This window comes from Vibrio sp. HS-50-1, assembly GCF_024747315.1.
GTDB classification, from domain to species: domain Bacteria; phylum Pseudomonadota; class Gammaproteobacteria; order Enterobacterales; family Vibrionaceae; genus Vibrio; species Vibrio diabolicus.
Genome location: NZ_JAMPZF010000007.1, coordinates 420142 through 446454 on the forward strand (window position 1 = coordinate 420142; position 26313 = coordinate 446454).

Sequence of the window (26313 nt, forward strand, 5' to 3'; positions counted from 1 at the left end):
ATAATTCTCTCAAAGCCCTGTTGGGTGTGCAAACGTTTTCCAGTCCAAAACCTCACAAATATTGCACCTTTCGCGCCAAATCGTTCGAAGTTCTTAAAATTATCAATAAATCAGGCAAACGTTTGGTTATAACAAAAACCAAAAAAGAGCTTGTAATTCGAGCAATCAAATTTAGAATAGACGTCTAGATGTAGATACACCTACAAAAATTAGTATTAATTTGCGCTGGAGAGTTTATCATTCCCCAGTTTTAAACCAGATATAGTGGAGCTAACATGGCTAAGCACCTGTTTACTTCTGAGTCAGTATCAGAAGGTCATCCAGATAAAATTGCAGACCAGATTTCTGATGCGGTTCTTGACGCGATTCTAGAGCAAGATCCAAAGGCTCGTGTTGCATGTGAGACTTACGTTAAAACCGGTATGGTAATGGTGGGTGGTGAAATCACGACTTCAGCATGGGTAGACATCGAAGAGTTAACTCGTGAAACCGTTCGTGAAATCGGCTACGTACATTCAGATATGGGCTTTGACGCAGATTCTTGTGCGGTACTAAACACAATCGGTAAACAGTCGCCAGATATCAACCAAGGTGTTGATAAAGCTGACCCTAAAGAACAAGGTGCAGGCGACCAAGGCATTATGTTTGGTTACGCTTGTAACGAAACTGAAGTACTAATGCCAGCGCCAATTACTTACTCTCACCGTCTTGTTCAAAAGCAAGCAGAAGTTCGTAAAAACGGCACACTACCTTGGTTGCGTCCTGATGCAAAATCTCAGGTAACATTCCAATACGATCAAGGTAACATCGTTGGTATCGACGCGGTTGTTCTTTCAACTCAACACTGTGATTCAATCTCAACTTCAGACCTGCGTGAAGCGGTAATGGAAGAGATCATTAAACCAGTGCTACCTTCTGAGTGGATCAACAAAGAAACAAACTTCTTCATCAACCCAACTGGTCGCTTCGTAATCGGTGGTCCTATGGGTGACTGTGGTCTAACAGGTCGTAAGATCATCGTAGATACTTACGGCGGCGCAGCTCGTCACGGTGGCGGTGCGTTCTCTGGTAAAGATCCATCAAAAGTTGACCGTAGTGCAGCATACGCAGCACGTTACGTAGCGAAAAACATCGTAGCGGCTGGCATGGCTGACCGTTGTGAGATCCAACTTTCTTACGCAATCGGTGTTGCTGATCCAACGTCTATCATGGTGGAAACGTTCGGTACTGAGAAAGTACCTCACGACATCATCATTGAAGCGGTTCGTCAATTCTTCGACCTACGTCCATACGGTCTACAAGAAATGCTTAACCTTCTTCAACCTATCTACAAGAAGACAGCGGCATACGGTCACTTCGGTCGTGAAGAATTCCCGTGGGAAGCGACAGACAAAGCTGCACTTCTACGCGATTTCGCTGGCATCAAATAATCAAGCTAAGCAAGAATCTATCAAGCCCTCGCCTATGGTGGGGGCTTTTTATTTTCAGCAACTTTTATCTAGTCATTTCGGCTCATACCGCCCTGCCGCACAAAGCAGTCCTGTTTCTCCCTCATTTTTATACCGAATAAATTTTAAGCAATTATTTGTAAATTATCCCATCTCCGCCAATAGTTAAAATATTGTTAATTCCAATTTAAATAGAGACGTCGGATGCTGGCGACTGTGGAAGCAACACTTAAGTAAAGACATGAGTTAAGCATCTTTATGGCCGATACCAAACTAAGCCAATGCTCAGATGTAAACTTGAAAAAGTCGCTTCAAGTTTGACTGAACAAAAACCGCTGTCAGTTGGTATAAGCGGATAATGTGGGAATAAATCAAGGAGGAGTTATGCCTCGAACTGTTAATCCATCGGACTTCCACAACAAGCGAAAGGAAGTGCCAGACAACGAATACGCCAGAACCATACCGTGCAATACGGTCAATCTTTCTGCACCTTTTCATTGGCTCGCATTAGGTCTGCATGATTTCGTGCGAATGCCGCTTATTAGTGCTTTCTATGGCATCTGTTTTATGGCAGCTGCGATAGGCATTGTTTTGCTCGTACAGTGGCAAGGCACACACTTAGTCGTCATGCCCAGTTTGATTGTTTACATGTTAATTGGTCCGTTTCTCGCGCTGGGCTTGTATGATGCCAGTTGGGAGAGAGAGCGCGGACACAAAGCAAGCTTGTTCCATTCAATGAAAGCGATCGGTCGTAACTCAACATCTCAATGGGCGTTCGCCGTGTTACTCGCAGTGTGTATGATATTTTGGATGCGCATTGCCGCTCTACTTCATGCACTCTACCCTTCTGTTCAAGGGGCACCTTTAAGTGAGTTCCTACCCTTCCTTGTCATCGGCTCTTTAGTTGGCTTTGTTTTGGCTTGTGTGGTGTTTAGCATTTCAGCCTTTTCTATTCCGCTCATGATGGAGCGTCGCGTAGACATGATGACCGCTGTGTTTACCAGCTTTAATGCCGTGAAATCCAACATTCCAGCAATGATTGTTTGGGCAGCGATCATCTGTGGCGGTATTCTTATCGGCTTTGCGACCTACGGGATCGGAATGTTGTTTACCATGCCAATTCTAGGCTACGGTACATGGCACGCTTACCATGCCACCATCAAGAAAAAACACACACCATAATTAACTGATGCTATGATCTGGCCCTCGCAATGCGGGGGCTTTTTTATTTGATTTATCGAGGTGAATTGTGGATATAGAACTCAGCTATAAAGCCAAGCAAGTGATGGCGGACTGTATCGCGATGGCGGAACAAGCTTTCAAACGTTCTTTCCCGATTCCAACAATCACCTTCGACGTCCGTGGGAAAGCGGCAGGAAAAGCCTACCTTCAATTAAATCAAGTACGCCTAAACCCTGTTTTATTTCGCGAAAACACCCAAGCATTCTTAGATGAAGTCATTCCTCATGAAGTAGCACACCTGATTACTTATCAGGTTTACGGGCGAGTTAGGCCTCACGGTAAAGAATGGCAAGGTGTCATGGAAGCCGTATTTAACGTACCAGCCAAAACCACTCACAGCTTTGAAGTAAAATCCGTTCAAGGTAAAACCTTTGAGTATCGTTGTGGTTGTATGACCTACCCTCTATCGATTCGCCGTCATAATAAAGTGCTGCGCAAAGAGGCGACGTACTCTTGTCAAAAATGCCGCCAACCACTTAACTTCACCGGCATTCAATTATCGTAGCCCTTACCTCATAGTGTTACTTGCGTTCCCAAAATAAAGATCGAGTTGATCAAAACCTTCCCTTCGCCACTTATTGTTAACTTACTCATCACTAAAGCTATTTTATGCGTGTTATCATGAATAAAGTCATACTTTATAAAGACTTTTATCATGAAATACCTATTCTCTTTGTTACTTATCGCGCTTTCTAGCACTGCGATTGCCGCGCCACCGAGCTCATTCTCTGCCGCCAAACGTGAGGCGGTCAAAATTTATCAAGACCACCCAACAAGCTTCTACTGTGGCTGTAACATTCAATGGCAAGGCAAGAAAGGCTTACCCGATTTAGCCTCTTGCGGTTACCAAGTCCGTAAACAAGAAAAACGGGCTGCACGAATCGAATGGGAGCACATTGTTCCTGCGTGGCAATTTGGCCACCAGCGTCAATGCTGGCAAGATGGCGGACGTAAAAACTGTAAGAAAAAAGACAAAACTTTTCGTTTGATGGAAGCAGACTTGCACAACCTAACTCCTGCTATTGGTGAAGTAAACGGTGACCGTTCGAACTACAACTTCAGCCAATGGAACGGTATGGATGGCGTGAGTTATGGTCGCTGTGAGATGCAAGTGAACTTTAAGCAGCGTAAAGTCATGCCACCAGACCGTGCTCGAGGTTCGATTGCTCGTACCTACCTATACATGAGCAAAGAGTACGGCTTTAAATTATCAAAACAACAAACGCAGTTGATGAGTGCTTGGAACAAAACCTACCCAGTCGATAAATGGGAATGTGAGCGTGACGAGCGCATTGCCAAAGTACAAGGCAATCATAACCCATTTGTTCAAAAAGCCTGTCGCGCACTCTAGTGCTCCTCTACCTTGAAGCGTTTCAATAACTGATATTGAAACGCTTCTTGCCCCTTGTTTTTTCGGTGGAAAGCATCCATGTTAGGGTTTAAGTTTATTCTCTTGCTGGAAATCTCATGCGTATCCCTCGAATTTATCATCCAGAAACCATTCATCAACTTGGCTCACTTGCTTTAAGTGACGACGCAGCAGGCCATATCGGCCGTGTTCTGCGAATGAAAGAAGGCCAAGACGTTCTCCTATTTGACGGCAGCGGCGCAGAATTCCCAGCGGTTATCAGTGAAGTCAGCAAAAAGACGGTTTTGGTTAACATTACTGAGCGTGTAGAAAACAGTATTGAATCCCCTTTAGACCTGCACCTTGGTCAAGTTATTTCACGTGGCGATAAGATGGAGTTCACTATCCAAAAGTCAGTGGAACTTGGCGTCAATACCATCACACCTCTGATTTCCGAACGTTGTGGCGTCAAGCTTGACCAAAAGCGCTTTGAGAAAAAACTCGCGCAATGGCAAAAAATAGCCATCAGTGCCTGTGAGCAGTGTGGACGCAATGTCGTTCCAGAAATTCGTCCAATTATGAGCTTGGAAGAGTGGTGTAAAGAAGAGTACGATGGCTTAAAGCTCAATCTTCATCCTCGTGCTAACTACTCAATCAACACACTGCCAACACCGGTTGAAAAAGTGCGCCTACTGATCGGCCCTGAAGGCGGTTTATCGTCTGAAGAGATCGAGATGACTCGAGAATATCAATTTGAAGAAACGCTACTCGGCCCTCGCGTTCTGCGCACCGAAACAGCGGCTCTGACAGCAATTACAGCCTTACAAGTTCGTTTCGGCGATCTTGGTTAAACGGAGAAAAATAATGATCAAACTCGGCATTGTGATGGACCCAATTTCGTCCATTAACATCAAAAAAGACTCTAGCTTTGCCATGATGCTTGAAGCGCAACGACGCGGCTATGAAATCCACTACATGGAAATGAATGATCTGCATCTCGATCAAGGCGTTGCCATTGCAGATACTAAAGTGGTGGAGCTAAAAGAAGATCCAAACGGTTGGTACGAGTTCAAATCAGAGCAAACGATCAAACTGTCTGAGCTAGACGCTGTACTAATGCGTAAAGATCCTCCGTTTGACACAGAATACATCTACGCGACTTACATCCTTGAGCGTGCAGAAGAACAAGGTGCACTGATCGTTAACAAACCTCAAAGTCTACGTGATTGTAATGAAAAACTGTTTACAGCGTGGTTCCCTGAGCTGACACCAACGACAATAGTGACGCGAAAAGCAGAGAAAATTAAAGAGTTTCGTGAAAAGCATGGTGATGTCATCCTAAAACCGCTTGATGGTATGGGCGGCGCATCTATCTTCCGCGTAAAAGAAAACGACCCTAACGTCTCTGTAATCATCGAAACACTGACCAACCACGGTCAAAACTACGCAATGGCGCAAACCTTCGTGCCAGATATCAGCAACGGTGACAAACGTATCTTAGTCGTAGATGGTGAACCAATGCCTTACTGTCTAGCTCGTATTCCTGCAAAAGGTGAAACGCGCGGCAACCTAGCCGCTGGTGGCACAGGTGAGGCTCGACCACTAAGCGAGACCGATATTAAGATTGCTCAAACTGTCGCTCCGACACTGAAAGAAAAAGGTCTTATTTTTGTTGGCCTTGACGTAATTGGCGACAAGCTAACAGAAATCAACGTCACCAGCCCAACCTGTATTCGCGAAATTGAAGCGGCTTTTGACATCTCAATCACTGGCAAACTGATGGATGCGATTGAGCGTCGAGTAAAAGGCGAATAACTCAAACTGTATTACAGTTAATAGAGAGCGTAGTACATTAACTTAAGCAAACTCATGCACATACCTAGAGGTAAACTATATGATGTTTGCTTAGGGGCATTTACGAGAGTTAAGGGTCAATATGAGTATGAATCTCACAAATCACTTTTTAGTTGCCATGCCTGGGATGAAAGATCCGTACTTTCAAAACAGCGTGATCTACGTTTGTGAGCACAACGAAGACGGCGCTATGGGGTTGATGATCAATGCTCCTGTTGATATCACCGTCGGCAACATGCTCAAGCAGGTGGAAGTTCAGCCAGTACACCCGCGCCTATTTGAAGCCAGCCTAGATAGACCAGTCTACAATGGCGGCCCAATCTCGGAAGATCGTGGTTTTATTCTGCATAAACCTAAAGATTACTACGAGTCCAGCGTCCAAATGACCGATGACCTCGCAGTAACCACTTCACGTGATATTCTTTCGGTGTTAGGAACAGAAGCAGAACCAAGTGATTACTTAGTGGCACTTGGCTATTCAGGTTGGAGTGCAGGCCAATTAGAAAGTGAGCTGGTCGAAAACTCTTGGCTCACCATTGAAGCGACGCCTGAAATTATCTTTAATACACCAATCAACGAGCGTTGGAAGAAAGCGGTCGAAAAGCTGGGCATCGACCCCAGTCATCTTTCAGCAGACTCTGGACATGCTTAGTCCGAAATACAGTTACATTAGATAGAGACACCTTATGTCACGCACAATTATGGCTTTTGACTTTGGAACCAAAAGCATTGGTAGCGCTATTGGCCAAGAAATTACTGGTACAGCTTCCCCATTAAAAGCCTTTAAAGCCAATGACGGTATTCCAAATTGGGACGATATCGAAAAGCAAATCAAAGAGTGGCAGCCAGATTTGCTAGTGGTCGGTTTACCAACTGATCTTCATGGCAAAGACCTTGAGACCATAACCCCTCGTGCACGAAAATTTGCTAAGCGTCTGCAAGGCCGATACGGCTTACCTGTTGAACTGCATGATGAGCGTTTATCTACAGCAGAAGCTCGTGCGGAGTTGTTCAGCATGGGCGGCTACAAAGCCCTATCGAAAGGGAATGTGGACTGCCAGTCAGCGGTGGTGATTCTAGAAAGCTGGTTTGAAGCCCTCTGGGGTGAGTAAAAACTTCAAGCACAATGAAAAAAGGTTGGCTTCTGCCAACCTTTTTTGTTTCTGGATTGGATTAATCCATATCGATCTTAACGTTCGCCAAACTGCCCGTAGAGAATGCTTCACCACGCTGCGTTTTCAACATCAAGCGCAGATCATTCGCCGAGTCGGCACTGTGCAGCGCATCCTCTTCGCTGATCTTACCTTGCATCACCAACTTATAAAGAGATTGATCGAACGTCAGCATACCAAACTCATTTGAGCGAGCCATGGTTGACTTCAACTCATGCAAATCTCCGCGACGGATCAAATCAGATACTCGTGGGCTATTTAGCAAGATCTCAAATACACCATGACGCCCCTGCCCATTTTTGTCTCGGATCAGCTGCTGACCAACCACACCTTTTAGGTTCATCGACAAATCAAACAAGAATTGTTCTTTTTGATCTTTCGGTACCAAGTGAAGAATGCGCTCTAAGGCTTGGTTGGCGTTGTTGGCGTGCAACGTTGCCATACACAAATGGCCTGTTTCAGCGAATGTCATCGCGTATTCCATTGTTTCACGGCTACGGATCTCTCCAATCAAAATCATATCTGGCGCTTGGCGCAGCGAGTTTTTAAGCGCAACTTCATAGCTTTCCGTATCTAACCCAACTTCGCGTTGAGTCACGATACAGCGCTTGTGCTCATGCACGAATTCGATCGGATCTTCGACCGTCAAAATGTGTCCCGTCTTGTTGCTGTTTCGATAGCCCGTCATTGCCGCCATTGTGGTGGATTTACCTGACCCAGTAGCACCAACCACCAGCACCAAACCACGCTTGGCTATCGCTAAATCTTGCAACACTAACGGTAACTTTAATTGCTCAAAGGTGGGAATATTGGTTTCAATACGACGAATCACCGCACCCGGTAATTCCCGTTGAAAAAAGGCACTAACACGGAAGCGGCCACAATCTCTCACAATAGCAAAATTCGACTCACGACTTTTACGAAATTCCTGACGCCGATCTGGCTCCATAGCGCTGTCGAGTAATGCCGCGACATCACTCTCGGTAAGTTTTTCACCCTGTGGTCGCAATTCGCCATCCACGCGAAACAAAATTGGCGCACCAACCGTGATGTAAAGATCCGACGCTTTCAGCGCCAGCATACCTTCGAGAAATTTATTTAGATCCATCTTCCGTGTTCACCTACGTATTACGAGAATTGCTGCACTTCTAACCCGATCTTACTATCGACCTCTTCACGAGCGACCATACCTTGTGCCATTAACTGACGAGCATTTTGCTCCATGGTTTGCATGCCGTGAGCCGCACCAGTTTGAATGATCGAATACATCTGCGCGACTTTGTCTTCGCGGATCAAGTTACGAATCGCAGGCGTTGCCATCATGATTTCATGGCATGCAATACGGCCACCACCATTACGTTTCAATAATTTTTGTGCGATAACCGAACGAAGGGACTCAGAAAGCATCGATCGCACCATGTCTTTATCACTGCCAGGGAACACATCGATAATACGGTCAATGGTTTTTGCCGCTGAGCTAGTGTGTAACGTGCCGAAGACTAAGTGCCCCGTTTCCGCCGCCGTTAACGCAAGGCTGATGGTTTCTTTGTCACGCATCTCACCAACCAGAATGACATCCGGGTCTTCACGCAATGCGCTGCGCAGTGCGTTTTGGAAACTATGCGTATCACGGTGTACTTCACGCTGGTTGATCAAACATTTATTGTTGTTGTGAACAAATTCAATCGGATCTTCAATTGTGAGTACGTGCTTGTTGTGATTACGATTAATGTAGTCAACAATGGCTGCTAAGGTCGTCGATTTACCAGAACCTGTTGGGCCAGTAACCAGAACTAAGCCTTTTTCAGCGTTCGCAATTTTTTTGAAGATCTCGGGAGCTTCCAGCTCTTCCAAAGTTGGAATGCTACTTGGAATGGTACGGAATACTGCCGCACAGCCACGAGATTGGTTGAAAGCGTTGACACGGAAACGACCAACGTTATGCAACTCAAAAGAGAAGTCGACTTCGAGTTTTTCTTCGAACTCACTGCGTTGGGCATCGTTCATGATTTCGAAAACCAAACGATGCACTTCTTGGTGTGTAAACGCTGGAATGCCTAGTTTTCTCACATCCCCATCAATACGAACCATTGGTGGGACACCTGCAGAAAGATGTAGATCCGAGGCATTATGTTTTACACTAAAATCCAGTAACTCAGTGATATCCATTTAAAATCCTTAAGTCTAAAGTACAGCTATGAGTAGTATTCAACAAAATATTGAACATATCACCTCTCAAATTCGATATGACGAGCAAAAATGTGGTCGAACTCCAGAGTCAGTGCAACTTCTAGCGGTAAGCAAAACTAAACCTGTCGAGGCAATTCTCGAAGCCTACCAAGCGGGACAAACCGCCTTTGGTGAAAACTACGTCCAAGAGGGCGTCAGTAAAGTTCAGCACTTTGCCGAGCATTATCCAGATAATCGAATCGAATGGCACTTCATTGGCCCGATTCAGTCGAATAAATCGCGACTTGTTGCCGAACATTTCGATTGGGTTCACACCATAGATCGAACCAAGATTGCTCAACGCCTGAATGATCAGCGTCCAAGCGAACTTAAACCGCTACAAGTTCTGATTCAGGTTAACACCAGTGGTGAAGCATCTAAGTCTGGTGTCACCGAAGCGGAAGTATTCGAGCTGGCGGAGTTGATTTCTCGCCTACCCAACCTCACTTTAAGAGGGTTGATGTCGATTCCTGCCAACGTGTCTGACTACGAATCACAGCTTCATGAGTTTCAGAAGTTGGCCACATTGAAGCAAACACTCGAAGCACAGTTCCCAGAAATCGATACATTATCAATGGGAATGAGTGGTGATATGACCGCTGCAATCGAAGCTGGTAGTACAATGGTTCGTATTGGAACCGCTATTTTCGGCGTGCGAGACTACAGCTAAATCAACAAAACGCTCACTAGCGACATAAATTCGTCGTTAAATTAAAGAGTAAATCGCGCAATCATCTTACTCGCCAATAGGAGCAGTAAGTAACAGCGGCGCCATTATACACCTGAGCGCACAATAAACTCTAAATATCATGATGGAAATCAGACAAATGGAACATAAAAAAATCGCCTTCATTGGTGCTGGCAACATGGTGAGAGCCATTGTTTCTGGCTTGGTTGCTAACGGATACCCAGCGCAAAACATTACCGCGACAGCTCCTTCAGAGGCTCGCCGTCTTCCGCTAGAACAAGATTTTGGCATCCGTACCACCAGCGATAACATCCAAGCGGCGACCGAGGCGGATGTGGTGGTATTGTCTGTGAAACCGCAAATGATGGCGGATGTTTGTAAACCACTGCAAGCGATCGATTTCACTAATAAACTGGTGATTTCTATTGCCGCTGGCATCAACTGTTCACGATTGGATGATATGCTAGCCACCAAATTGAACTTGGTTCGTGTTATGCCAAATACACCATCACAACTGGGATTGGGCATGAGTGGTTTATTCGCACCAGCCCATGTAACTGAGCAAGACAAAGCTTTTGCCGCAGAGTTAATGGAAGCGGTCGGTAAAGTATGTTGGGTTGAGCAAGAGTCTGGCATCAATAATGTGATTGCCGCAGCAGGCAGTGCTCCGGCATACTTCTTCCTGTTTATGGAGGCGATGCAAGCAGAAGCGATTGCTCAAGGTTTTGATAAAGACACCGCTCGACTATTGGTTCAGCAAGCTGCATTGGGCGCGGCCAGTATGGTGGTTAGCAACCCAGAAACTGAGCTATCGACCCTGCGTGAGAACGTGACATCGAAAGGTGGGACAACGGCAGAAGCACTGCGTACATTCAACGAACATCAACTTTCAGATATTGTTGCTAAAGCCATGCAAGCTGCTGTGGCTCGCGCGGAAGAAATGGAAAAACTGTTTTAATTATTTGGATGAACTCCGTTTAGTATCATCCATCACTTGTTAAGGGTACCTTATGAATTCAATGAGTTTTCTCATCTCAACCCTATTTGACCTGTACATCATGGTCGTAATTTTGCGAATTTGGTTGCAAGCTGCACGCGCAGACTTCTACAACCCATTCTCGCAATTCATAGTAAAAGCGACTCAGCCGGTCATTGGTCCACTGCGCCGCATTATCCCATCCGTGGGGAATATTGACCTAGCAACCGTGTTGTTTGCCTACGTGTTGTGTGTGCTTAAATTTGTCGTTCTGATCCTGATAGCTTCGAACGGTTCCGTCTCTTTCAGCGCTGATTTCTTGTTCTTGGGCTTGTTATCATTAATCAAAGCCGCTGGAGGTCTGCTGTTCTGGGTACTATTGATCCGTGCAATTTTGAGCTGGGTAAGCCAAGGTCGCAGCCCTATCGAGTACGTATTCCATCAATTAACCGAGCCAATGTGCGCACCAATCCGTCGTATTATTCCGGCTATTGGTGGTCTTGATTTGAGCGTACTGGTACTGTTTATCGGCTTGCAGTTCGCGAACTTCTTGATGGGTGATATCATTGGTCCAATTTGGTTCCAGTTATAATGTCAGCCGCAGTTTGGCAAGATGGCGAGGACATCATCCTAAAGCTCTATATTCAACCTAAAGCAAGCCGCGATAAAATTGTTGGCTTGCATGGTGAAGAGCTCAAAATCGCCATTACTGCTCCACCTGTCGATGGCAAAGCTAATGCGCACCTAACTAAGTTCTTAGCCAAGCAGTTTAAAATCGCTAAGGGTTTGGTTCACATAGAAAAAGGTGAATTAGGACGGCACAAACAAATTCGGATAGAATCACCTACCCAGATACCGACAGAAATTAAAGCCATCTTATGATGGCTTTTTATTTACAATTTTGTACCACACTTACTAGTACCAATGACTGAGTTCGCATTTTTACCCCGTGACCAAGGTAAAATTGCGGCTATGGTTGTTTTATAACAAGTGCTTTGAGGAAGTAACAATGAGCAAATGGATTACCGCATTACTGATCAGCCTATTGTCGTTACCAAGCTTCGCCGATCAGTTTAAAAATATGAAAGATATCGAAGTACACTATGTCGCGTTTAACTCGACATTCTTAACACCGAAAGTCGCACGTAGCTACGATATCAAGCGTAATGGATACCTCGCTGTGGTTAATATTAGCGTGCTAGATAGAGCTTCATTGGGTAAACCTGCATTAGAAGCAAAAATTGCTGGACGCGCGAAAAACCTCATCGGCCAAACTCAGACCTTGTCCTTTCGTGAAGTCAAAGAAGGCAATGCGATATACTATTTAGCCGAACTGCCAATTACCCACGAAGAAACTTTTACTTTCGATATTGACGTAAAAGCTGGAAACAAAGGCTCTGGTAAGCTTAAATTCACCCAGAAGTTTTATGTTGAAGAGTAATTGGGTTGTGATGATCCAAAAGCTTTTGGATCTAAGCAGGCTAAAAACCACTTATTAGTTAAAGAATATCTAGAGGAGAACGATTTGTTCTCCTCTATCACTATTAAAAGAGATTCCCATGAAAAAAATTGTGCTAGCAACCGGTAACCAAGGCAAAGTTCGTGAAATGGCAGATTTGTTGTCTGACTTCGGCTTTGAAGTATTAGCGCAAAGTGAATTCAATGTATCGGAAGTAGCTGAAACGGGTACAACTTTCATTGAAAACGCAATCATTAAAGCTCGCCATGCAGCACAAGAAACAGGGCTTCCTGCGATTGCAGACGACTCTGGCTTAGAAGTCGATTTCTTAAAAGGCGCTCCGGGCATTTACTCTGCACGTTACGCAGGCGAGAACGCATCTGATCAAGAGAATCTAGAAAAATTGCTAGCGGCAATGGAAGGCGTACCAGAAGCAGAACGTACAGCACGTTTCCACTGCGTATTAGTCCTCATGCGTCACGAGAACGACCCAACGCCTATCGTCTGCCACGGTAAATGGGAAGGCCGCATTCTAACTGAAGCACACGGTGAAAATGGCTTTGGCTACGACCCAATCTTCTTTGTTCCTGAAAACAACTGTGCGTCAGCCGAACTTGAACCTGCACGTAAAAAACAACTGTCTCACCGCGGTAAAGCGCTCAAGTCGTTGTTTGCTCAACTGTCTGAGCAAGTGTCTCAGTAATCACGAGCGAATTAGACCATGTTAACGCCCCCAGCACTCAGCTTGTATGTACACATCCCTTGGTGTGTACAAAAGTGCCCGTATTGCGACTTTAACTCTCACGCGCTCAAAACCGAGATTCCAGAAGAAGAGTACATCAGTGCCCTTCTAGAAGATTTGGATACTGACATTGAGAAATACCGCCTTAACGAAGCGCCACGTCCACTGCATTCAATCTTCATTGGTGGTGGTACGCCGAGTTTGATTTCGGCAGAAGGCATCGAGCGTCTACTTAAGGGCATTGAAGCGCGTATTCCGTTCAAGCCTGAAATCGAAATCACCATGGAAGCGAACCCAGGCACCATCGAAGCAGAGCGTTTTGTTGGCTACCGTAAAGCCGGTGTAACGCGTATCTCTATCGGTGTGCAAAGCTTTGAGCAGCAGAAGCTTGAGCGTTTGGGGCGCATTCACGGCCAAGACGAAGCCGTCAATGCTGCTAAGCTGGCGCATCAAATCGGTTTGAACAGTTTTAACCTCGATCTCATGCACGGCTTACCTGATCAAAGCATCGAACAAGCCTTGGCAGATTTGGACAAAGCGATTGAGTTGGCACCGCCGCACCTGTCTTGGTATCAGCTGACCATCGAACCAAACACCATGTTCTACTACAAGCCACCAACGCTACCTGACGATGATGACTTGTGGGATATTTTCGAGCTCGGACACCAAAAACTTGCAGCCGCGGGTTATGTGCAATATGAAATCTCCGGTTACAGCAAGCCGGGTTATCAGTGTCAGCACAACCTCAACTACTGGCGCTTTGGGGATTACCTTGGTATCGGTTGTGGCTCTCATGGCAAACTCAGTTTTACCGACGGACGTATTATTCGAACGACAAAGGTAAAACACCCGCGAGGCTATTTAGCGGCTTATCAAAATATGGTCAAACCTTATCTGCATACAGAACATGTCGTCGCGGATGAAGACCGTCCATTCGAGTTTTTCATGAACCGATTCCGCTTAATGGAAGCATGCCCGAAGCAAGATTACGTGGACACCACAGGCTTGCCGCTCAGTACGATTCAAGAAACCATCGATTGGGCGTTAGAAATGGGCTACTTGAGTGAAACCGCCACTCATTGGCAAATAACTGAAAAAGGTAAGCTCTTCCTTAATGACTTGCTCGAAGCCTTTATGGCCGAAGAAAGCGAAGAGTAACGCAGCCCAAAAACAAAAAAGCCTCTCAATTGAGAGGCTTTTTATATAGAACTTCAACATTAGAAAATCGAACGGCCAATTCGCTCCGATAGCAACTCAAGCGCCTTAGTGCCAGCAAGCGAGTTACCTGAAGGATCAAGCTCTGGAGACCATACTGCAATGGTCATTTCGCCAGGTACTACCGCGATAATGCCACCACCGACGCCAGACTTACCAGGCATGCCAACACGATAAGCAAACTCGCCCGCGCCATCATACAGGCCACACGTTGCTAACAGTGCATTAAGTTGTTTGGTTTGCACGGGAGAAACTACAGGCTTACCCGTTTGTACCGATGTGCCCTTGTTTGCTAAATAGCTAAACGTTTTAGCCAAATCGACACAGCTCATCTTCAGCGCACAAGCGTGGAAGTAGTTTTGCAGCACTGGAATCACTTCATTTTCGAAGTTGCCAAACGAGCGCATGAGATATGCAATCGCCGCATTACGATCACCATGCATCATTTCGGATGCCGCGACGACTTTGTCATACACAATATGAGTATCACCAGAAAGCTGACGTACAAATTCCAATAGACGCTGACGAGGTGCAGATAAGCGAGTTTGCAACAGATCCGCCACAACTATCGCTCCGGCATTAATAAAAGGATTGCGAGGAATACCTTGCTCCATTTCTAGCTGGATTAGCGAATTAAATGCCTGCCCCGAAGGCTCTTTTCCCACTCGAGACCAAATTTCTTCTTGCTTGTACAAGCACATCGCTAACGTCAAGCTCAATGCTTTTGAAATAGATTGGATAGAGAAAGGTTCATCGGCATCGCCCGCCTTAATAACCTCACCTTCGTTGGTGTATACCGCAATACCTAACTTGTTGCTTGGTACTTTTGCCAGAGCAGGAATGTAATCAGCCACTTTGCCTTGGCCGATTAAAGGGCGCACTTCCGCCAAAATATCTGTCAAAATTTCCACTGTCGGTTTCATTCTCTACCTTCTATTTACAAGAGAACTCGTTGAGCTCAGAGGTAAAAAAAGCCAACGTGTCGTTGGCTTTTCCATAGGGTTCGTTCGACTCAAGTCGATTATGGTTTTACTGCCACAATAATATTGCGGTTGATAGATTGATCAACACGGTGAAGATAACCGATGTAAGGCTCTTCTGAAAGTACCTTCCAACCTTGCTCTTCAAATAATGCCGCGACGTCTTTCCATCTCAACGTAAATTCATTGAAAGACAACACCACTGAACCTTGTTTTTTCAGTACCACTTTCCATGCAGGCAGAGCCTCTTTTAAAAGCTCTAGTGGGCTGCGGTTCAGTTTGCTGTCCTTGGCATTTTTGCTGCCGTGCTGCACGCCGTAAGGCAAGTCAGACACCATCACGTCAACTGAGTTCTTTTTCACGACTTGATCAGCGATACGAGTATCAGCCGAATACAGCTTTATAAACTGAAGATTGCCTTGGTTGTAATCTTCTTTATTTGCTGCAGCTTCAACCACGAAACCATCCGCCACTTTCTTGCCACCCGCGGTGCGCTTTTCTTTGCTCACTTTGTGCTTAAAGCGGCCATTCTTCATGAACTTAACGATAAAGGTCTGGATCTCTTGCACCCACTTGGCATTGATCTCTACCCCCACAACGTTCAAACCATGGATCAAGCCTTCAAACAAGGTTGTACCTTTACCACACATTGGATCCATTAAGGTCAGCTGCTCACTTCCCGTATTGGACGCACTAATGCCGATATTTACCATCAAGCGAGTAAACTGCTCGTTTGTTTTCCCGGTATAACGCAGAATCTGACTCATGCTTTCCGGGAAAGTATTGAACGCTGGCGCTTGAATTGGTCGAAGTAAACCATCTTCGCGCACTTCAAATAGTGCATAGTAAATCGAAGAGGCTGCGATTCTTCGCGTCTGCTCATCGCTTAGAGCTTCCTGACAAGAAAACACCAACGCTGCAGGTAAGCCAACCTCTTTACTACCAATTTCTGTCACATCCACGCCTTGTGAAGCTAAAATTGCTTTTAGCTCTGAACAGGCAATGGTCATTGCGCTATCAAAGTAAATTCGGTTATGACCCGGATTCGCTAATATCGCGTAATGGTACATCCCATGAACTCCTCTAGTTACGCGATACGCTTATATTTGATATCCCACACACCGTGACCAAGACGGTGACCACGAGCTTCAAACTTCGTTAAAGGACGGTCGTCTGGACGAGGAACGAAATCACCATCTTTAGCAATGTTTTCGAAGCCTGGCGCTTGGTTCATCACTTCAATCATGTGCTCTGCGTAGTTTTCCCAGTCTGTCGCCATGTGGAAAATACCTTCATTAGGGATCAGCTTCTCACGAACCATTTCAGCAAAACCTAATTGAACGATGCGACGCTTGTGGTGACGTTTCTTGTGCCAAGGGTCTGGGAAGAACAACTGCAGTGTCGATAGGCTGCCGTTTGGAATCATATGCTCAAACACTTCGACTGCGTCATGGCACATCACACGCAGGTTAGTGACTCCCGCCTCACGCGCATCCGCAAGACAAGCACCAACACCCGGGCTGTGTACTTCGATACCAATGAAGTTCTTCTCTGGTGCATTCTTTGCCATTTCAACCAATGAAGCACCCATACCAAAACCGATCTCTAGTACAACGGGGTTGTCGTTACCAAACACTTCTTTCCAATCGAGAAGTTCAGCTTTGAAGTCAATACCCATCGTTGGCCAGCATTCATTCATCGCGCTCTCTTGACCTTTAGTCAAACGCCCTTCACGGCGCACAAAGCTGCGGATTTTGCGGATCAGCTTTCCGTCTTCGTTGTATTCGTTAGTGGTTACTTCACTCATTGATTTTGCCTGCACATTGATTAATCAAAGCGGGGATTATCCAAAGAATTTACTGAGGTGCAAGTATTTGTTGAGCTCTTGGCCTATGGCAGCCCAAAAGCAATAGCACACCTCTTTATATCCCTACTGTTTATCCGTTGTACTTCTTGCCCATTATGTGGTGCAATTTTGCACCTAACCAATAATAGAATACAGAGCAAGTCGTGACACCTTTCGCCAGTGCCATCCTAGAATGGTATGACGCATATGGAAGAAAAGATCTTCCGTGGCAACAAAATAAGACCGCATACAGTGTCTGGTTGTCTGAAATCATGCTTCAGCAAACTCAGGTCACTACGGTTATTCCGTATTACCAACGTTTCTTGGAGCGTTTTCCAACCGTGATCGATCTTGCCAATGCTGAGCAAGATGAAGTCCTGCACCTTTGGACTGGCTTAGGGTATTACGCCCGAGCCCGTAACCTTCACAAAGCAGCACAAGAGGTCGCCTCTACATACAATGGTGAGTTTCCTCTTGATATAGAGAAAATGAACGCCTTACCGGGGATTGGCCGCTCTACCGCAGCCGCCGTTTTATCGTCTGTGTATAAACAACCACATGCGATTCTTGATGGCAACGTGAAGCGCACCCTATCCCGCTGTTTCGCAGTCGAAGGATGGCCAGGACAAAAAAAGGTTGAAAACCAGCTGTGGGAAATTGCCGAAACGCATACCCCACAAACGGACGTAGATAAGTATAACCAGGCAATGATGGACATGGGCGCGATGGTCTGCACACGCAGCAAACCCAAATGTAGCCTCTGCCCTGTTGCGGATCTGTGTGTGGCAAAACAACAAGGCAATGTGCTCGACTACCCGGGTAAAAAACCGAAAAAAAACAAGCCAATCAAGCAAACTCGTTTTGTAATGCTTCACCACAACACCGAAAATGGTCATGAAGTGTGGTTAGAACAAAGACCACAAACAGGCATTTGGGGTGGCTTATTTTGCTTCCCACAAACCGAACATGTGGATGTAGAAAGCGACATTGAATTGCTACTGGATCAACGTGGCATTCAAGCCAGCAATATCAAGCAGCAGCAAACACTGATTACCTTTCGCCATACCTTTAGCCATTACCACCTCGATATCACGCCAATTTTGATTGATTTATCAAAGCAACCGGACGTGATAATGGAAGGCAACAAAGGTCTTTGGTATAACTTATCTAAACCTGAAGAAGTCGGTTTAGCCGCGCCAGTAAAACTATTGCTGGAAGCGCTACCCCACGAACTTCGTTAATTGAATACAAGGAGTCATTATGAGCCGCACTGTATTTTGTGCTCGACTAAAAAAAGAAGGCGAAGGTCTAGACTTTCAACTTTACCCTGGTGAACTAGGTAAACGCATTTTCGACAACATCTCGAAAGAAGCGTGGGCTCAGTGGCAACACAAACAAACCATGTTGATCAACGAAAAGAAACTCAACATGATGGATCCAGAGCACCGAAAACTGATCGAAACAGAAATGGTAAACTTCCTCTTTGAAGGAAAAGACGTTCATATCGAAGGTTACACACCGCCGAGCGAATAAAGTCGCTTGAGTTAAAACAATGACATCACAACCACTTGTGGTGTCATTTTTCTATTACCTTCAATAGCCCTGATACTTATGAAAAAAATTGTCTTTATTGCTGCTGCACTTTTAATGGCTGGCTGTAGCCGTGAATTCGTCGAAAAGATTTATGACGTCAACTACGAGCCCACAAACCGTTTTGCCAATAACTTAGCTGAGCTACCTGGACAATTTGAAAAAGATACCGCCGCGTTGGATGCCCTGATCAATAGTTTCTCTGGTAATATTCAAAAGCGCTGGGGTAAAAAAGAAATTAAGTACGCAGGCAAAAGTAATTACGTCAAATATATCGATAACTACCTTAGCCGTGCCGAAGTCGACTTTCGCAAAGGCGTGATCACGATTGAAACCGTATCACCGACCGAGCCCCAAAAGCACCTCAAAGAGGCGATTGTCACTACCTTACTCACGCCAGACGATCCAGCTCACGTCGACTTGTTCTCCTCAAAAGGAATCACGTTAGAAGGGCAACCATTTCTGTATAAACAAGTTGTCGATCAAGACAATAAGCCAATTCAGTGGTCTTGGCGGGCAAACCGATTTGCGGAGTATCTCATCGCAAACAAAATCAAGACCAAAGACGTTGATTTCAAGAAAGCGTATTACGTCGAAATCCCCATGGTTGAAGACCATTTTTCAACACGCAGCTACCAATACGCCGATATCGTGCGCCGAGCTTCCAAGAAATACGATATTCCAGAAGATTTGATATACGCCATTATTAAAACCGAGAGCAGCTTCAACCCGTACGCAGTAAGTTGGGCAAATGCGTATGGCTTAATGCAAGTTGTACCTAAAACCGCCGGTCGAGACGTATTCAAGCTCGTGAAAAAGCGCTCAGGCCAACCAAGCCCGGAATATTTGTTTAATCCAGAAAACAACATCGATACCGGTACTGCGTATTTCTACATTTTAAAAAATCGTTATTTAAGAGAAGTCCATCACCCTACCTCTCTCGAGTACAGTATGATTTCCGCTTACAATGGCGGTACAGGGGGCGTTTTAAACACATTCAATCGCAGCGATCGCAAACGCGCAATGCAAGATCTTAATTCGTTGCAACCCAACCAAGTTTATTGGGCATTAACTAAGAAACATCCGAACGTAGAAGCACGTCGTTACCTAGAAAAAGTTACAAATTTCAAAAAGGAATTTAACTCAAAGCAAACTTTGTAGTGACAGTTGAATAAAAAGCGTTCGAACAAGCACTTTTTTGAAATTATTTAAAAAAAGTGGTTGACGCAAAGCGGGAAAATCCGTTTAATAGCGCTCCGTCGCCCGGATAGCTCAGTCGGTAGAGCAGAGGATTGAAAATCCTCGTGTCGGTGGTTCGATTCCGCCTCCGGGCACCACAATTTGATTTGTTGGTGTCTTAACGAAATGTTATAACACGGACAAAAGCACAAAGAATAAAGTGTGCCGACTTAGCTCAGTAGGTAGAGCAACTGACTTGTAATCAGTAGGTCACCAGTTCGATTCCGGTAGTCGGCACCATTCTTTTGCCTCGATAGCTCAGTCGGTAGAGCAGAGGATTGAAAATCCTCGTGTCGGTGGTTCGATTCCGCCTCGAGGCACCATATTTGGTGCGCTTGCTTAATTTAAATCATTGGCAAGACACAAAACAGAATAGTTCCTCCTTAGCTCAGTTGGTAGAGCGACGGACTGTTAATCCGCAGGTCACTGGTTCGAGTCCAGTAGGAGGAGCCAAATTCAAGAATTTCATAAAAATGAGATTCTTAAAACGAAGAGTTCATCTCTTCTAAAAAGAATAAAGTGTGCCGACTTAGCTCAGTAGGTAGAGCAACTGACTTGTAATCAGTAGGTCACCAGTTCGATTCCGGTAGTCGGCACCATTCTTTTGCCTCGATAGCTCAGTCGGTAGAGCAGAGGATTGAAAATCCTCGTGTCGGTGGTTCGATTCCGCCTCGAGGCACCATTATTTGGTGTCATTGCTAAACACGATACACGAATAATTCCTCCTTAGCTCAGTTGGTAGAGCGACGGACTGTTAATCCGCAGGTCACTGGTTCGAGTCCAGTAGGAGGAGCCATTTTTAAAAGCCGCATCTTTTGATGCGGCTTTTTGGCATCTGCCCTATGCTCATTTCATTTTCTTTGTTTCTCTGTTTCTCTGTTTCTCTGTTTCTAGCATCGCAAAATATTAAGCCCAATCTCTAAAAAACACTTATTTTACGCTAAAAATTTAATCCTCATCATAATTTCAATACGCACTAGTATGCGCTCATATTCATCTTCACTAAGATGCCCGAGTTATTACATTTCTTCTTTTAACTATGCCTTGCATAGTGATGACACTTTATTTGTGAGCCAAATATGAAACTAAAAACTCAAGCCTATTTATTATCTGCGATCATATTGCTAGCACTCCTAGCACTGACCGCAACGGGCTTATGGACACTTCGCGTCGCAAGTAACCTTGATAACAAAGCTCGGGTTACTGAGCTATTCAAAAGTGCGTACAGCATTCTTACCGAAGTAGAAAAAATGGCTATCGAAGGCAAAATGCCAGAGGACGAAGCGAAATCATTAGCCACTCGCCTACTCCGTAATAATATCTACAAAGACAACGAATACGTTTATGTCGCAGATGAGAACATGATTTTTGTTGCAGCTCCGCTTGACCCTCAATTACATGGCACAAGCTTTCACGACTTTCGTGATGGAGATGGCAACAGCGTCGGCCAACTTATCTTAGATGTTTTGGGGCGCAAAACAGGTCAAATCGTCGAATATACTTGGAGTCAAAAGCAGGCCGACGGAAGCATTGAAGAAAAACACTCTATTGCCGAGAAAACACCACATTGGGGCTGGGTTGTAGGTACAGGGATCGGCTTTAATGAGGTGAATGCTCGCTTCTGGGCTACCGCTCAATGGCAGCTTGTACTATGTTTAGTTATCGCGGGGAGTATTCTCGGTGGCCTGATTATCTCGATTCGCAAGATGCTCAATCTACTTGGTGGAGAGCCAAACGATGTGCGCAAAGCCGTTCAAGCTGTCGCACAAGGCGACATTCAGACCAGTTTTGATGCAGTGGCGCCGAGAGGAAGTATCTATCGTGCGGTGCAAGATATGAGTCAATCGCTAGCCAGCATGGTGACAAACCTTGAGAAATCCATGCACGCACTGCGCGCTGAGTTATCTGCCGTAGAATCTCGCTCAAATACGATTGCCGATCTCACCGTATCTCAGCAGCAGTCAACAGCAATGATTGCCACTGCGATGACTGAAATGGCATCTTCAGCCAACCATGTTGCCAACTCGGCAAGTGATACAGCAAACAACACAGACGAAGCCGATAAACAAAGTCAGCATACTCAGAAGCTGATTCACAGTACTGTTGAAAACATTCAAGGTTTGGCTTCTCAATTAAATACTGCAAGTAAAGCGGTCGCCGATCTAGATCAGGATGTAAATAGTATAGTGAAAGTGCTCGATGTAATTGGCGATATTGCAGAGCAAACAAACTTACTCGCACTCAATGCTGCCATTGAAGCAGCACGTGCCGGAGAGCAAGGTCGAGGCTTTGCCGTTGTTGCCGACGAGGTGCGTAACCTGGCAGGCCGAACACAAGATAGCACTAAAGAGATTCAGCATATGATCTCCAACCTGCAAGAAGGTTCCCGTAACGCTATTCACACAATGGAAGTGTGTGCAGAAACCAGTGAGGGCACAGTAACAGAGTCTAAGAATGCCTCTGAAGCTCTGCAGCAAATTGTAACGGCGTTAGAATCTATCACCGCAATGAGTCAGCAGATCGCGACCGCAGCAGCCGAACAAACTCAGGTTAGCGATGATATTGCGCTGCGCGTCAATCTTATCGAGGAAAGCGGAAGCCAGCTCAACTCTGTGGTAACGGAGAGCCAATCAAGCACTCAAAGTTTAGCTTCGCTGGCAGATGAGCTAGAAGGTTGGGTAAACAAGTTCTCTGTAAAGCACTAGGTTAAAGTCAATTGTTTAGTATAAAGCACGTTTTCAAGCGTGCTTTTTTTGTTTTTATCCATTTACTCTACTTTCAAACTCCTATCTCTCCATTAAAGAAAGCTTAGTTAATGGTGTATTTGTATCAAAAATGCATAAAAACAGCCCACTCCGAGCACATTTTCATCAAACGATATTTTATTTTAATTTTATGGTTGACCTAAGAGCCGAAAAACCGTTTAATACACCTCGTCGCCCGGATAGCTCAGTCGGTAGAGCAGAGGATTGAAAATCCTCGTGTCGGTGGTTCGATTCCGCCTCCGGGCACCACAATTTATTAATTGTTGGTGCTTAGCACGAACAATAGTTAAAGAATATAGTGTGCCGACTTAGCTCAGTAGGTAGAGCAACTGACTTGTAATCAGTAGGTCACCAGTTCGATTCCGGTAGTCGGCACCATTTATTCTTTTAAAAAGACAATTCCTCCTTAGCTCAGTTGGTAGAGCGACGGACTGTTAATCCGCAGGTCACTGGTTCGAGTCCAGTAGGAGGAGCCATTTTTCAGTTAGTAAGTCGATTACTTATTAACGAAAATGTGCCGACTTAGCTCAGTAGGTAGAGCAACTGACTTGTAATCAGTAGGTCACCAGTTCGATTCCGGTAGTCGGCACCACTTATTAAAATTTGTTCCTCCTTAGCTCAGTTGGTAGAGCGACGGACTGTTAATCCGCAGGTCACTGGTTCGAGTCCAGTAGGAGGAGCCATATTAGAAAAAGCCGTATCTCTTGATACGGCTTTTTTGCATTGGTTTAAAGTCAAACTCTTTTCTACTCATGTCACTCAGGAAAGAAAATCAGAGTTTAGATCATTACCTTGAAGGCATCTCTTAACTTAGAGTGGAATATCTGCTCACCAACAACTCTGCTTTCTATCGATAGTCCCTCCATAAGCAATGTTCACCAATAAATAATAATCATAGTGGGTGGCACACATCTCCCAGATCAAAAAAGCCAGGTAAAACCCAGCTTTTTGCTTAAATCAACCAACTCAGCTTAAACCACCGAGACAAATATACTTTGTCTCCAAATATTCATCGAGCCCTTGTTTCGCACCTTCTCGGCCAACTCCTGACTCTTTCACTCCACCAAACGGGGCCACCTCAGTAGAAATAATCCCCTCATTGACACCAACCATGCCGTATTCCAGACCTTCGCTGAAAGCAACAATACGCTTGAAGTTATTCGTGTAGAAGTAACAAGCCAAACCATACTCTGTGTCATTCGCCATTCCGAGAACTTGTTCATCATTCTCAAAGGTAATAATAGGTAACACAGGCCCGAATAGCTCTTGCTGAACAATCGACATATTCTGCTTGACGCTATCCAAAAGAACGGGCTCCATAAAGCGCCCAGGGCGCCTCTGTGGAGAGTTGGCAATAGAAGCTCCTTCTTGTACGGCTTGATCGATCACTGCCTCTAGGCGATGTTTAGAAGCCATCGTAATAACAGGACCTAATGTGACACCTTTCTCTAAACCATTACCAAGCTGTAATTTGTTTAACTTCGACAATACTTTTTCAATAAAAGCTTGTTTTACATCTTCATGGACATACAGCCGATTGGTACAAACACATGTTTGCCCTGCATTACGGAACTTCGAAGCGACAAGCCCTTCCGCAGCCACATCTAAATCTGCATCGTCAAAAACAATAAAAGGTGCATTACCACCTAACTCCATCGAAACCGCTTTGACAGAGTCACTGGCTTGTTTCATCAAAATCTTCCCGACTCGCGTAGAGCCCGTAAAAGAAACTTTCTTAATCCTAGGATCAGTACTTAGTACTTGGCCAAACTCAGCTGCCTGCTCTGATACCACCACAGGAAGCAGTTCTTTTGGGATTCCTGCCTGATAAGCTAATTCAACAACAGCAATTGCAGTAAGAGGAGTAAGCTCAGAGGGCTTGATCAACATGCCACAGCCTGCCGCCAGGGCTGGTGCTGCTTTTCTTGTAATCATCGCAATAGGGAAGTTCCACGGCGTAATTGCAGCGCATACCCCTACAGGCTGGCGAATAGCAGACAGACGTCGATCTGTCGAGGGGGCAGGTATAACTTCGCCATAAGCACGTTTGGCTTCTTCTGAGAACCACTCGACAAAAGAGGCGCCATACATCACCTCCCCTTTACTCTCGGTTAATGGTTTTCCCTGCTCTAAGGTAATAATTGTGGCAATGTCTTCTGCATTATCAAGGAGTAATTGATACCACTTTTTCAAGCGACGAGAGCGCTCTTTAGCACTTAACTTTGCCCAGCGAATTTGCTCGGTTTTACACTTACCAATAATGTCATCTAATTCCTCAAGAGCATTGGGCTTTAATCGAACTAACTCTTGATCAGTTGCAGGGTTGATGACCACAATTCCCTCTTCGGAAGACCATTGTTTAAATACGGATTTCAAGGTTTCATTTTTTATTTGTTGCATCATCAAACTTACTCCTACGAGAACTCCTCTTAGGTTAATCTTTACTAGCAAGATCAGCAAAGAAAACAAAGTTTTCTAAAAGACATGAATGTTCGAATGACTTTACTCCCTTAACAGTCTAGACGCTCATTCTCTTCCAATGACTAAATCAGACTAGCGGTAACAAACTCCAGCAATCCATTCTCCTAGGGACTATCCAGAACACTAGAACGATGAATATTTGCGAAGTAGCAGTAGAAAACTCTTATTAGAGAGGAGCGTTAACGAAATACGCAGTGACAAGAATGAGACTACGAGCTAGCTTATGCGGATTCATCGGTCTAATGACCGACATAACCCATCAATCTCCAGCATTTACTATAGGTTCGAATCTGTAGAGAAATGAGCAAGATTACATTCAACTAGAATTGTGCAATTCGGTTGCGGGTAAAGCTGGTCCTACAGATACCAAAAATCTTAGTCTTTCAAGTGAAGCTTAATATAAGTGGCAGCGGTTCCGGGCTACTAATAGGCCTTTCCGCAGGACTCATTCGATTGAAGGGAAAAATATACTCGCATTAACGAAAAAGCCCCAGTCTTTCGACTGAGGCTTAATATAAGTGGCGGAGTGGACGGGACTCGAACCCGCGACCCCCGGCGTGACAGGCCGGTATTCTAACCAACTGAACTACCACTCCGCAGTGGTATCACTCGCTTGTAATCAGCAAGTGTCCAAAATTTAAAGCCTGGCGATGTCCTACTCTCACATGGGGAAGCCCCACACTACCATCGGCGCTATTTCGTTTCACTTCTGAGTTCGGCATGGAAATCAGGTGGGTCCAAAACGCTATGGTCGCCAAGCAAATTCTTTACGTTTTGTTTTAGGCTTTAATTTAAAGTCTAAAACAAACAATAAATGGTGCTGATACCCAGAATCGAACTGGGGACCTCATCCTTACCAAGGATGCGCTCTACCGACTGAGCCATATCAGCACATTATTTGTGTCCGTAAGGACTAAAAAAGCCCGCTTTTACAAACGGGCTCTCTTAACTTTTGTCTTCAACTTTTTAAAAGGAGAAAACTAAATTTAAAGCCTGGCGATGTTCTACTCTCACATGGGGAAGCCCCACACTACCATCG

Annotated in this window: 25 protein-coding genes, 14 tRNA genes and 1 rRNA gene; 31 read left to right on the top strand and 9 right to left on the bottom strand. The window is 45.1% G+C overall.

Annotated elements, in window-relative coordinates:
* Window positions 1–275 precede the first annotated feature (275 nt).
* The 8 genes from metK (at window position 276) to ruvX (ending at window position 7004) form a co-directional block, all read left to right on the top strand.
* Window positions 276–1430 carry a methionine adenosyltransferase gene (metK, locus tag NDJ01_RS07675; RefSeq protein ID WP_005384541.1) on the top strand — a complete coding sequence of 385 codons (1155 nt, stop codon included), beginning with the start codon at window positions 276–278 and terminating at the stop codon, window positions 1428–1430.
* A 402-nt stretch (window positions 1431–1832) separates the two neighbouring features.
* Window positions 1833–2630: a DUF2189 domain-containing protein gene (locus NDJ01_RS07680; RefSeq protein ID WP_005381026.1), complete on the top strand. Its 798-nt coding sequence runs from the start codon at window positions 1833–1835 to the stop codon at window positions 2628–2630.
* Between the two features lie 67 nt (window positions 2631–2697).
* The gene (locus tag NDJ01_RS07685; RefSeq protein WP_258586511.1) at window positions 2698–3195 is read left to right on the top strand and encodes a SprT family zinc-dependent metalloprotease; all 498 of its coding nucleotides are present in this window, start codon (window positions 2698–2700) and stop codon (window positions 3193–3195) included.
* 150 nt (window positions 3196–3345) lie between these two features.
* Complete coding sequence (endA, locus tag NDJ01_RS07690; RefSeq protein ID WP_258586512.1) at window positions 3346–4041, top strand: deoxyribonuclease I; 696 nt, start codon at window positions 3346–3348, stop codon at window positions 4039–4041.
* Window positions 4042–4157: 116 nt separating this feature from the next.
* Complete coding sequence (rsmE, locus tag NDJ01_RS07695) at window positions 4158–4889, top strand: 16S rRNA (uracil(1498)-N(3))-methyltransferase (protein ID WP_005393970.1); 732 nt, start codon at window positions 4158–4160, stop codon at window positions 4887–4889.
* Between the two features lie 13 nt (window positions 4890–4902).
* Window positions 4903–5853, top strand: coding sequence for a glutathione synthase (gene gshB / locus NDJ01_RS07700; protein WP_005393972.1), 951 nt, complete (start codon window positions 4903–4905; stop codon window positions 5851–5853).
* A 127-nt stretch (window positions 5854–5980) separates the two neighbouring features.
* A complete protein-coding gene (locus NDJ01_RS07705; RefSeq protein WP_005381020.1) occupies window positions 5981–6544 on the top strand; it encodes a YqgE/AlgH family protein in 564 nt (187 codons plus the stop codon).
* Window positions 6545–6578: 34 nt separating this feature from the next.
* Window positions 6579–7004, top strand: coding sequence for a Holliday junction resolvase RuvX (ruvX, locus tag NDJ01_RS07710; protein ID WP_005381017.1), 426 nt, complete (start codon window positions 6579–6581; stop codon window positions 7002–7004).
* Between the two features lie 61 nt (window positions 7005–7065).
* Here the strand turns inward: ruvX and NDJ01_RS07715 are convergent, their stop codons facing one another.
* Together NDJ01_RS07715 and NDJ01_RS07720 are read right to left on the bottom strand one after the other, a co-directional pair.
* Window positions 7066–8172, bottom strand: coding sequence for a PilT/PilU family type 4a pilus ATPase (locus NDJ01_RS07715; RefSeq protein ID WP_006743091.1), 1107 nt, complete (start codon window positions 8170–8172; stop codon window positions 7066–7068).
* A 20-nt stretch (window positions 8173–8192) separates the two neighbouring features.
* Window positions 8193–9233, bottom strand: coding sequence for a type IV pilus twitching motility protein PilT (locus NDJ01_RS07720; RefSeq protein WP_005381015.1), 1041 nt, complete (start codon window positions 9231–9233; stop codon window positions 8193–8195).
* Between the two features lie 28 nt (window positions 9234–9261).
* Between NDJ01_RS07720 and NDJ01_RS07725 the strand changes: the two genes are divergently transcribed.
* The 7 genes from NDJ01_RS07725 (at window position 9262) to hemW (ending at window position 14316) form a co-directional block, all read left to right on the top strand.
* A complete protein-coding gene (locus NDJ01_RS07725; protein ID WP_053807738.1) occupies window positions 9262–9963 on the top strand; it encodes a YggS family pyridoxal phosphate-dependent enzyme in 702 nt (233 codons plus the stop codon).
* A gap of 157 nt (window positions 9964–10120) precedes the next feature.
* Complete coding sequence (proC, locus tag NDJ01_RS07730; RefSeq protein ID WP_047008834.1) at window positions 10121–10939, top strand: pyrroline-5-carboxylate reductase; 819 nt, start codon at window positions 10121–10123, stop codon at window positions 10937–10939.
* A gap of 52 nt (window positions 10940–10991) precedes the next feature.
* Window positions 10992–11549: a YggT family protein gene (locus NDJ01_RS07735; RefSeq protein ID WP_012841393.1), complete on the top strand. Its 558-nt coding sequence runs from the start codon at window positions 10992–10994 to the stop codon at window positions 11547–11549.
* Window positions 11549–11839, top strand: a complete 291-nt coding sequence (gene yggU, locus NDJ01_RS07740; RefSeq protein WP_005393980.1) for a DUF167 family protein YggU — start codon at window positions 11549–11551, stop codon at window positions 11837–11839. The genes NDJ01_RS07735 and yggU overlap by 1 nt, the downstream gene beginning before the upstream one ends.
* A gap of 127 nt (window positions 11840–11966) precedes the next feature.
* Window positions 11967–12398, top strand: a complete 432-nt coding sequence (locus NDJ01_RS07745) for a DUF4426 domain-containing protein (protein ID WP_005393982.1) — start codon at window positions 11967–11969, stop codon at window positions 12396–12398.
* A gap of 118 nt (window positions 12399–12516) precedes the next feature.
* Complete coding sequence (locus NDJ01_RS07750) at window positions 12517–13119, top strand: XTP/dITP diphosphatase (protein ID WP_074191809.1); 603 nt, start codon at window positions 12517–12519, stop codon at window positions 13117–13119.
* Window positions 13120–13137: 18 nt separating this feature from the next.
* Complete coding sequence (hemW, locus tag NDJ01_RS07755; protein WP_031780370.1) at window positions 13138–14316, top strand: radical SAM family heme chaperone HemW; 1179 nt, start codon at window positions 13138–13140, stop codon at window positions 14314–14316.
* Between the two features lie 59 nt (window positions 14317–14375).
* Here the strand turns inward: hemW and glsB are convergent, their stop codons facing one another.
* The 3 genes from glsB to trmB all read right to left on the bottom strand — a co-directional run bounded on the left by glsB (window position 14376) and on the right by trmB (window position 17160).
* Window positions 14376–15296, bottom strand: coding sequence for a glutaminase B (gene glsB, locus NDJ01_RS07760; RefSeq protein ID WP_005393987.1), 921 nt, complete (start codon window positions 15294–15296; stop codon window positions 14376–14378).
* A gap of 98 nt (window positions 15297–15394) precedes the next feature.
* Window positions 15395–16423, bottom strand: coding sequence for a TRM11 family methyltransferase (locus NDJ01_RS07765; RefSeq protein WP_258586513.1), 1029 nt, complete (start codon window positions 16421–16423; stop codon window positions 15395–15397).
* A gap of 17 nt (window positions 16424–16440) precedes the next feature.
* Window positions 16441–17160, bottom strand: coding sequence for a tRNA (guanosine(46)-N7)-methyltransferase TrmB (gene trmB / locus NDJ01_RS07770; protein ID WP_006743099.1), 720 nt, complete (start codon window positions 17158–17160; stop codon window positions 16441–16443).
* A 203-nt stretch (window positions 17161–17363) separates the two neighbouring features.
* Between trmB and mutY the strand changes: the two genes are divergently transcribed.
* From mutY to NDJ01_RS07850, 16 genes are all read left to right on the top strand, one after another.
* A complete protein-coding gene (gene mutY / locus NDJ01_RS07775) occupies window positions 17364–18440 on the top strand; it encodes an A/G-specific adenine glycosylase (protein WP_047008837.1) in 1077 nt (358 codons plus the stop codon).
* Between the two features lie 19 nt (window positions 18441–18459).
* Complete coding sequence (locus NDJ01_RS07780) at window positions 18460–18732, top strand: oxidative damage protection protein (RefSeq protein WP_005381002.1); 273 nt, start codon at window positions 18460–18462, stop codon at window positions 18730–18732.
* A gap of 78 nt (window positions 18733–18810) precedes the next feature.
* Window positions 18811–19950 carry a membrane-bound lytic murein transglycosylase MltC gene (gene mltC / locus NDJ01_RS07785; protein WP_258586514.1) on the top strand — a complete coding sequence of 380 codons (1140 nt, stop codon included), beginning with the start codon at window positions 18811–18813 and terminating at the stop codon, window positions 19948–19950.
* A 100-nt stretch (window positions 19951–20050) separates the two neighbouring features.
* A tRNA-Phe gene (locus NDJ01_RS07790) sits at window positions 20051–20126 on the top strand.
* A 66-nt stretch (window positions 20127–20192) separates the two neighbouring features.
* Window positions 20193–20268: transfer RNA gene (locus NDJ01_RS07795), tRNA-Thr, on the top strand.
* A gap of 7 nt (window positions 20269–20275) precedes the next feature.
* Window positions 20276–20351 (top strand) — tRNA-Phe (locus tag NDJ01_RS07800).
* Window positions 20352–20405: 54 nt separating this feature from the next.
* A tRNA-Asn gene (locus NDJ01_RS07805) sits at window positions 20406–20481 on the top strand.
* Window positions 20482–20551: 70 nt separating this feature from the next.
* Window positions 20552–20627 (top strand) — tRNA-Thr (locus tag NDJ01_RS07810).
* Between the two features lie 7 nt (window positions 20628–20634).
* Window positions 20635–20710: transfer RNA gene (locus NDJ01_RS07815), tRNA-Phe, on the top strand.
* A 38-nt stretch (window positions 20711–20748) separates the two neighbouring features.
* A tRNA-Asn gene (locus NDJ01_RS07820) sits at window positions 20749–20824 on the top strand.
* Window positions 20825–21107: 283 nt separating this feature from the next.
* Complete coding sequence (locus NDJ01_RS07825; RefSeq protein ID WP_258586515.1) at window positions 21108–22733, top strand: methyl-accepting chemotaxis protein; 1626 nt, start codon at window positions 21108–21110, stop codon at window positions 22731–22733.
* A 233-nt stretch (window positions 22734–22966) separates the two neighbouring features.
* Window positions 22967–23042: transfer RNA gene (locus NDJ01_RS07830), tRNA-Phe, on the top strand.
* Between the two features lie 53 nt (window positions 23043–23095).
* Window positions 23096–23171 (top strand) — tRNA-Thr (locus tag NDJ01_RS07835).
* Window positions 23172–23193: 22 nt separating this feature from the next.
* A tRNA-Asn gene (locus NDJ01_RS07840) sits at window positions 23194–23269 on the top strand.
* A 40-nt stretch (window positions 23270–23309) separates the two neighbouring features.
* Window positions 23310–23385: transfer RNA gene (locus NDJ01_RS07845), tRNA-Thr, on the top strand.
* Window positions 23386–23400: 15 nt separating this feature from the next.
* Window positions 23401–23476 (top strand) — tRNA-Asn (locus tag NDJ01_RS07850).
* A gap of 283 nt (window positions 23477–23759) precedes the next feature.
* On the opposite strand, the gene NDJ01_RS07855 is transcribed toward NDJ01_RS07850, so the two are convergent.
* From NDJ01_RS07855 to NDJ01_RS07870, 4 genes are all read right to left on the bottom strand, one after another.
* Window positions 23760–25196: an NAD-dependent succinate-semialdehyde dehydrogenase gene (locus tag NDJ01_RS07855; protein WP_258586516.1), complete on the bottom strand. Its 1437-nt coding sequence runs from the start codon at window positions 25194–25196 to the stop codon at window positions 23760–23762.
* 597 nt (window positions 25197–25793) lie between these two features.
* Window positions 25794–25870 (bottom strand) — tRNA-Asp (locus tag NDJ01_RS07860).
* 46 nt (window positions 25871–25916) lie between these two features.
* A 5S ribosomal RNA gene (rrf, locus tag NDJ01_RS07865) occupies window positions 25917–26033 on the bottom strand.
* A 56-nt stretch (window positions 26034–26089) separates the two neighbouring features.
* Window positions 26090–26165, bottom strand: a tRNA-Thr gene (locus NDJ01_RS07870).
* Window positions 26166–26313 lie beyond the last annotated feature (148 nt).

Bases quoted from the DNA above. Each gene is read 5' to 3' on its own strand.
- metK (WP_005384541.1), top strand. From the start codon at position 276: ATGGCTAAGCACCTGTTTACTTCTGAGTCAGTATCAGAAGGTCATCCA.
- NDJ01_RS07680 (WP_005381026.1), top strand. From the start codon at position 1,833: ATGCCTCGAACTGTTAATCCATCGGACTTCCACAACAAGCGAAAGGAA.
- endA (WP_258586512.1), top strand. From the start codon at position 3,346: ATGAAATACCTATTCTCTTTGTTACTTATCGCGCTTTCTAGCACTGCG.
- rsmE (WP_005393970.1), top strand. From the start codon at position 4,158: ATGCGTATCCCTCGAATTTATCATCCAGAAACCATTCATCAACTTGGC.
- gshB (WP_005393972.1), top strand. From the start codon at position 4,903: ATGATCAAACTCGGCATTGTGATGGACCCAATTTCGTCCATTAACATC.
- NDJ01_RS07705 (WP_005381020.1), top strand. From the start codon at position 5,981: ATGAATCTCACAAATCACTTTTTAGTTGCCATGCCTGGGATGAAAGAT.
- ruvX (WP_005381017.1), top strand. From the start codon at position 6,579: ATGTCACGCACAATTATGGCTTTTGACTTTGGAACCAAAAGCATTGGT.
- NDJ01_RS07715 (WP_006743091.1), bottom strand. From the start codon at position 8,172: ATGGATCTAAATAAATTTCTCGAAGGTATGCTGGCGCTGAAAGCGTCG.
- NDJ01_RS07720 (WP_005381015.1), bottom strand. From the start codon at position 9,233: ATGGATATCACTGAGTTACTGGATTTTAGTGTAAAACATAATGCCTCG.
- NDJ01_RS07725 (WP_053807738.1), top strand. From the start codon at position 9,262: ATGAGTAGTATTCAACAAAATATTGAACATATCACCTCTCAAATTCGA.
- proC (WP_047008834.1), top strand. From the start codon at position 10,121: ATGGAACATAAAAAAATCGCCTTCATTGGTGCTGGCAACATGGTGAGA.
- NDJ01_RS07735 (WP_012841393.1), top strand. From the start codon at position 10,992: ATGAATTCAATGAGTTTTCTCATCTCAACCCTATTTGACCTGTACATC.
- yggU (WP_005393980.1), top strand. From the start codon at position 11,549: ATGTCAGCCGCAGTTTGGCAAGATGGCGAGGACATCATCCTAAAGCTC.
- NDJ01_RS07745 (WP_005393982.1), top strand. From the start codon at position 11,967: ATGAGCAAATGGATTACCGCATTACTGATCAGCCTATTGTCGTTACCA.
- NDJ01_RS07750 (WP_074191809.1), top strand. From the start codon at position 12,517: ATGAAAAAAATTGTGCTAGCAACCGGTAACCAAGGCAAAGTTCGTGAA.
- hemW (WP_031780370.1), top strand. From the start codon at position 13,138: ATGTTAACGCCCCCAGCACTCAGCTTGTATGTACACATCCCTTGGTGT.
- glsB (WP_005393987.1), bottom strand. From the start codon at position 15,296: ATGAAACCGACAGTGGAAATTTTGACAGATATTTTGGCGGAAGTGCGC.
- NDJ01_RS07765 (WP_258586513.1), bottom strand. From the start codon at position 16,423: ATGTACCATTACGCGATATTAGCGAATCCGGGTCATAACCGAATTTAC.
- trmB (WP_006743099.1), bottom strand. From the start codon at position 17,160: ATGAGTGAAGTAACCACTAACGAATACAACGAAGACGGAAAGCTGATC.
- NDJ01_RS07780 (WP_005381002.1), top strand. From the start codon at position 18,460: ATGAGCCGCACTGTATTTTGTGCTCGACTAAAAAAAGAAGGCGAAGGT.
- mltC (WP_258586514.1), top strand. From the start codon at position 18,811: ATGAAAAAAATTGTCTTTATTGCTGCTGCACTTTTAATGGCTGGCTGT.
- NDJ01_RS07825 (WP_258586515.1), top strand. From the start codon at position 21,108: ATGAAACTAAAAACTCAAGCCTATTTATTATCTGCGATCATATTGCTA.
- NDJ01_RS07855 (WP_258586516.1), bottom strand. From the start codon at position 25,196: ATGATGCAACAAATAAAAAATGAAACCTTGAAATCCGTATTTAAACAA.